The sequence below is a fragment of the Magnetospirillum fulvum MGU-K5 genome (assembly GCF_000442515.1).
Lineage (GTDB): Bacteria > Pseudomonadota > Alphaproteobacteria > Rhodospirillales > Magnetospirillaceae > Phaeospirillum > Phaeospirillum fulvum_B.
In genome coordinates this window covers 1-4,706 of record NZ_AQPH01000123.1, presented here as the reverse complement: position 1 = coordinate 4,706, position 4,706 = coordinate 1, and the positions used below count along the sequence as shown (strand labels likewise).

Here is a 4,706-nt window from a genome sequence, read left to right as displayed (position 1 = left end):
TCGCGGGCCGCGCCGCGTTCGGCCAGCCCACGCGCCTCGTCATTGGTGCTTCCGGCCTGCTCCAACGCCAACAGTTCGAACGGGTCCGGCAGATCGGGAAAAGGGCTCATCCGGTGGGGAACAGCGCGGCCGCCGCCGCCTTGGCTCCGGTTACCAGCGGGGCGGGGAGGAAGGTGAAGCCCAGAACGACCAGGGATCCGACGCTCATCGCCACCACCGGGGCCGAGCCGACCGGACGGTCGAACGAGTCGATCGGCTCGTCGAAATACATCAGCTTGACGATCCGCAGATAGTAATAGGCGGCCACGACGCTGGTGACCAGACCGATCACCGCCAGCGGGAACAGACCCGCCTCGATCGCGGCCATGAAGACGTAGAACTTGCCCCAGAACCCGGCCAACGGCGGGATACCCGCCATCGAGAACATCAGGACCGCCATCACGAACGCCATCGCCGGATTGGTCTTCGACAGACCGGCCAGATCGGCGATGCCCTCGACATGGCGACCCATCCGCCGCATCGACAGGATCACCGCGAACACCGCGAGGTTCATGAACAGGTAGATCGTCATGTAGATCAGGAGCGACTGAACCCCCAGCACCGATCCGGCGGCCAGGCCGACCAGGACGTATCCGGCATGACCGATCGAGCTATAGGCCATCAGCCGTTTGATGTTGGTTTGAGTGAGAGCGGCAAAGGCCCCGACCAACATCGAGATCACCGCCAGCGCCACCACCACTTGACGCCACTGATCGGTCATCGCCGCGAACGGCTCGACCATCACCCGTGTCAGCAGACAGAGAGCGGCGATCTTGGGCGCGACCGAGAAGAAGGCCGTGACCGGGGTCGGCGCACCTTCATAGACGTCGGGCGTCCACATATGGAACGGGGCCGCCGACACCTTGAAGGCAAGACCGGCGACGACGAACACCAGCCCGACAACGATGCCGATCGCGGGCGGGCCGGACAAATCCTCGAACGAGCGCGACAGCCCCAGGAACGAGGTGGTGCCGGAGAAACCGTACAGCAGCGAAATGCCATAGAGCAGCAGGCCCGAGGCCAGTGCGCCCAGCACGAAATACTTCACCCCGGCCTCGGCGGCGCGGGGGCTGTCGCGGTGGAACGCGGCCAGGACGTACAGCGGCAGGCTGGACAGTTCGAGCCCCATATACAGAGACATGAAGTCGTTGGCCGAAACCATCACCATCATGCCCAGCGTCGAGAACAGCACCAGCACCGGATATTCGAACCGGGTGGTCTTTTCGCGCTCGAAATAGGGAATCGCCAGCGCGATCGACAGGATCGAGCCGACCAGGATTAATTGCTTGGAAAAGGCGGCGAAGCGGTCGGCGACGAACAGGCCGCCGAACCCGGTCTGACGGTCGGGGCCCAGCGCCCAGACCAACAGCATCGCCGTCACCATCGTCATGATGCTGAGTGTCGCGATCGGGCGGGTGGCGTCGCCGGTGCGAAACACACCGACCAGCACCAGGATCAGTCCGCACAACGCCACGAACAACTCGGGCAGCACGGGAAGAAGGTCGAGAGTCACGGTCACGTCGCCATCCCCCCTAGCGTGTTGCTGCCGCCAAACCGGCCTTGGCCGCCTTGGCGAGTTCGAAATTGTCGATCAGCTTGGCCACGGAGGCATGCATCGGGTCGAGGAAGGTTGCCGGATGCACGCCCATCCACACCACCAGCACCGCCAGCGGCAGAAAAACCAGGATTTCACGGGCGCTGAGGTCGGGCAACATCTTCAAATCCTCGTGCACCAGCCGACCAAAGAACACCCGGCGGTACAGATACAGCATATAGGCGGCACCAAGAACCACCCCGGTCGCGGCCAGCACGGCCACCAGACGGTCCGCCTGGAAAACTCCGACCAGCACCAGGAACTCACCGACGAAGCCGGAGGTTCCAGGCAGCCCGATCGACGCCAGGGTGAACAGCATGAAAAGGGCGGCGTAAAGCGGCATTCTTGACGCCAGACCGCCAAACCGCGCGATTTCGCGGGTATGCAGCCGATCATAGATGACTCCGACGCCCAGGAACAGGGCCGCTGCGACGATTCCGTGTGACAACATCTGGATCAGCGCGCCTTCGACCCCCTGCGGCGTCATTGCGAACAGGCCCAGCGTCACATAGCCCATATGGGCCACTGAGCTATAGGCGATCAGCTTCTTGATATCGTCTTGGACCAGCGCCACCAGTGAGGTGTAGATCACCGCGATCACCGACAAGGTCTGGATCAACGGGGTGAAGAACACCGACGCGTCGGGCAGCATCGGCAGCGAGAAGCGCAGGAAGCCATAGGCGCCCATCTTCAACAGCACGCCAGCCAGGATCACCGAACCGGCGGTCGGCGCCTCGACGTGAGCGTCAGGCAGCCAGGTATGGACCGGCCACATCGGCACCTTGACCGCGAACGAGGCGAAGAAGGCCATCCACAGCCATTTCTGCATCTCGATCGGGAAGGAATGGGCCATCAGCGAGGGAATATCGGTGGTCTGTGCCTCGAAATACATCGCCAGCATCGCCACCAGCATCAGCACCGAGCCGAGCAGGGTATAGAGGAAGAACTTGAACGCGGCATAGACCCGGCGCTGGCCGCCCCACACCCCGATGATGATGAACATCGGGATCAGCACGCCCTCGAAGAACAGATAGAACAGCACCAGATCAAGGGCGCAGAACATCCCCACCATCATGGTCTCGAGGACCAGGAAGCAGACCATGTATTCCTTGACCCGCTCGCGCACCGCCTGGAACGTCGACAGGATGCACAAGGGGGTCAGGAAGGTCGACAGCAGCACGAACCACAGCGACACCCCGTCCACGCCCAGCGAATAGGCGATGGTGGTGCCGGGGAACCACGCGGCGGTTTCCTTCAACTGGAAGTCGGGCGAGGCGGCATCAAAGCGCCCCAGGATGAACAGCGACACCACGAACGTGGCCAGTGCCGTCAGCAGAGCGACGTTGCGGGCATTGCGCGCCACCACCTCGGTCTCACCCCGGATGGTCAGAATGAACAACGCGCCCAGCAGCGGCAGAAACGTCGTCAGCGTGAGAAGCGGCCAGTCGGTCATGGGTCGTCTTCCCCGTCCTTAATTCTTGATAGCCATGTACCAGGTGACGAGACCCGCCACCCCGATCAGCATGGCGAAGGCATAGTGGAACAGATAGCCGGTCTCGGCCGCCGCCACTTTGCGCCCCATTCTCATGCTGGTCGCCGCCACCCCGTCGGGGCCAAGCCCATCGATCAGAGCCCCGTCGCCGCCCTTCCACAACCCGCGTCCCAAGCGAAAGGCGGGGCGGACCAGAAGGGCGTCGTACAATTCGTCGAAATACCACTTGTTCAGCAGGAAGCGGTGCAGCGCCGGGAAGGTCCGCGCCAGCAGACCCGGCAGGCTGGGGGCGAACACGTACAGCAGGTACGCCACCGCAATTCCACCCGCCGCCGCGATCGTCGGCATCAGCGCCACCCAGTCCGGAACGTGATGGGCGTTGTCGAGCGCCGGATGGATATCGGCGACGCTGAGAGCACGGCCCCAGAAATCGTGGCTGGCCGGACCAACGAACAGGTCATAGCCGATCCAGCCGGCGAACATCGCGCCCGCGCCCAGGAACAGCAGCGGGATAATCATCACCGCCGGGCTTTCGTGGACATGGGCCATCACCTGCTCATCGGCGCGGGGGCGACCGTGGAAGGTCAGCAGCAGCAGACGCCAGGAATAGAAGGCGGTCAGCACCGCGGCCAGAATCCCGACCCAATAGGCGATCTGACCGACCGGAGTGCCCGCGCCCCAGGCCGCTTCGAGGATGATGTCCTTCGAATAATACCCGGCGAAGAAGGGAATCCCGGCCAACGCCAGCGAGCCGATCCACATCAGCGCCCAGGTGACCTTGACGTGCTTCCAGATACCGCCCATCCGGCGGATGTCCTGCTCGTCGCTCATCGCGTGGATCACCGATCCGGCGGCAAGGAACAGCAGCGCCTTGAAGAAGGCGTGGGTCATCAGATGGAAGATCGCCGCCTGATAGGCCGACACGCCGAGCGCAAAGAACATGTAGCCAAGCTGCGAGCAGGTCGAATAGGCGATGATCCGCTTGATGTCGTTTTGAACGCAGCCGATCGTCGCGGCAAAGATCGCGGTCGCCGCGCCGACCACCGTCACCACCGCCAGGGCGGCATCCGACAGTTCGAACAGCGGGCTCATCCGCGCCACCAGGAACACCCCGGCGGTGACCATCGTCGCGGCATGGATCAGGGCAGACACCGGGGTCGGGCCTTCCATCGCGTCGGGTAGCCAGGTGTGAAGGCCAAGCTGGGCCGATTTGCCCATCGCGCCGACAAACAGCAGCAGACAGCAGACGGTGATCGCGTTGATCTTCAAACCCAGCACGCTGAGCGTCACCCCCGCTTTCGCGGTGGCGGCGGCAAAGATCGCATCGAGGTTGATGGTGCCGAACAGGGCGAACAGCCCGAAAATCCCCAGCAGGAAGCCGAAATCGCCGACCCGGTTGACAATGAACGCCTTGATCGCCGCCGCCGAGGCCGAGGGCTTCTCGTACCAGAAGCCGATCAGCAGATAGGAGGCGAGGCCGACCCCTTCCCAGCCAAAGAACATCTGGACCAGATTGTCGGCGGTCACCAGCATCAGCATCGCGAAGGTGAACAGCGACAGATAGGCCTGGAACCGCGGAAT

3 protein-coding genes are annotated in these 4,706 nt (G+C 63.4%); all 3 read right to left on the bottom strand.

The features are described from left to right. Positions 1 to 106 precede the first annotated feature (106 nt). Complete coding sequence (nuoN, locus tag K678_RS16855; protein ID WP_021133686.1) at positions 107 to 1,558, bottom strand: NADH-quinone oxidoreductase subunit NuoN; 1,452 nt, start codon at positions 1,556 to 1,558, stop codon at positions 107 to 109. 13 nt (positions 1,559 to 1,571) lie between these two features. Further along, a complete protein-coding gene (locus K678_RS16850; protein ID WP_021133685.1) occupies positions 1,572 to 3,086 on the bottom strand; it encodes an NADH-quinone oxidoreductase subunit M in 1,515 nt (504 codons plus the stop codon). Positions 3,087 to 3,104: 18 nt separating this feature from the next. Further along, positions 3,105 to 4,706 (bottom strand): NADH-quinone oxidoreductase subunit L (nuoL, locus tag K678_RS16845; protein ID WP_039853723.1); only part of this gene is annotated, 1,602 nt, incomplete at its 5' end.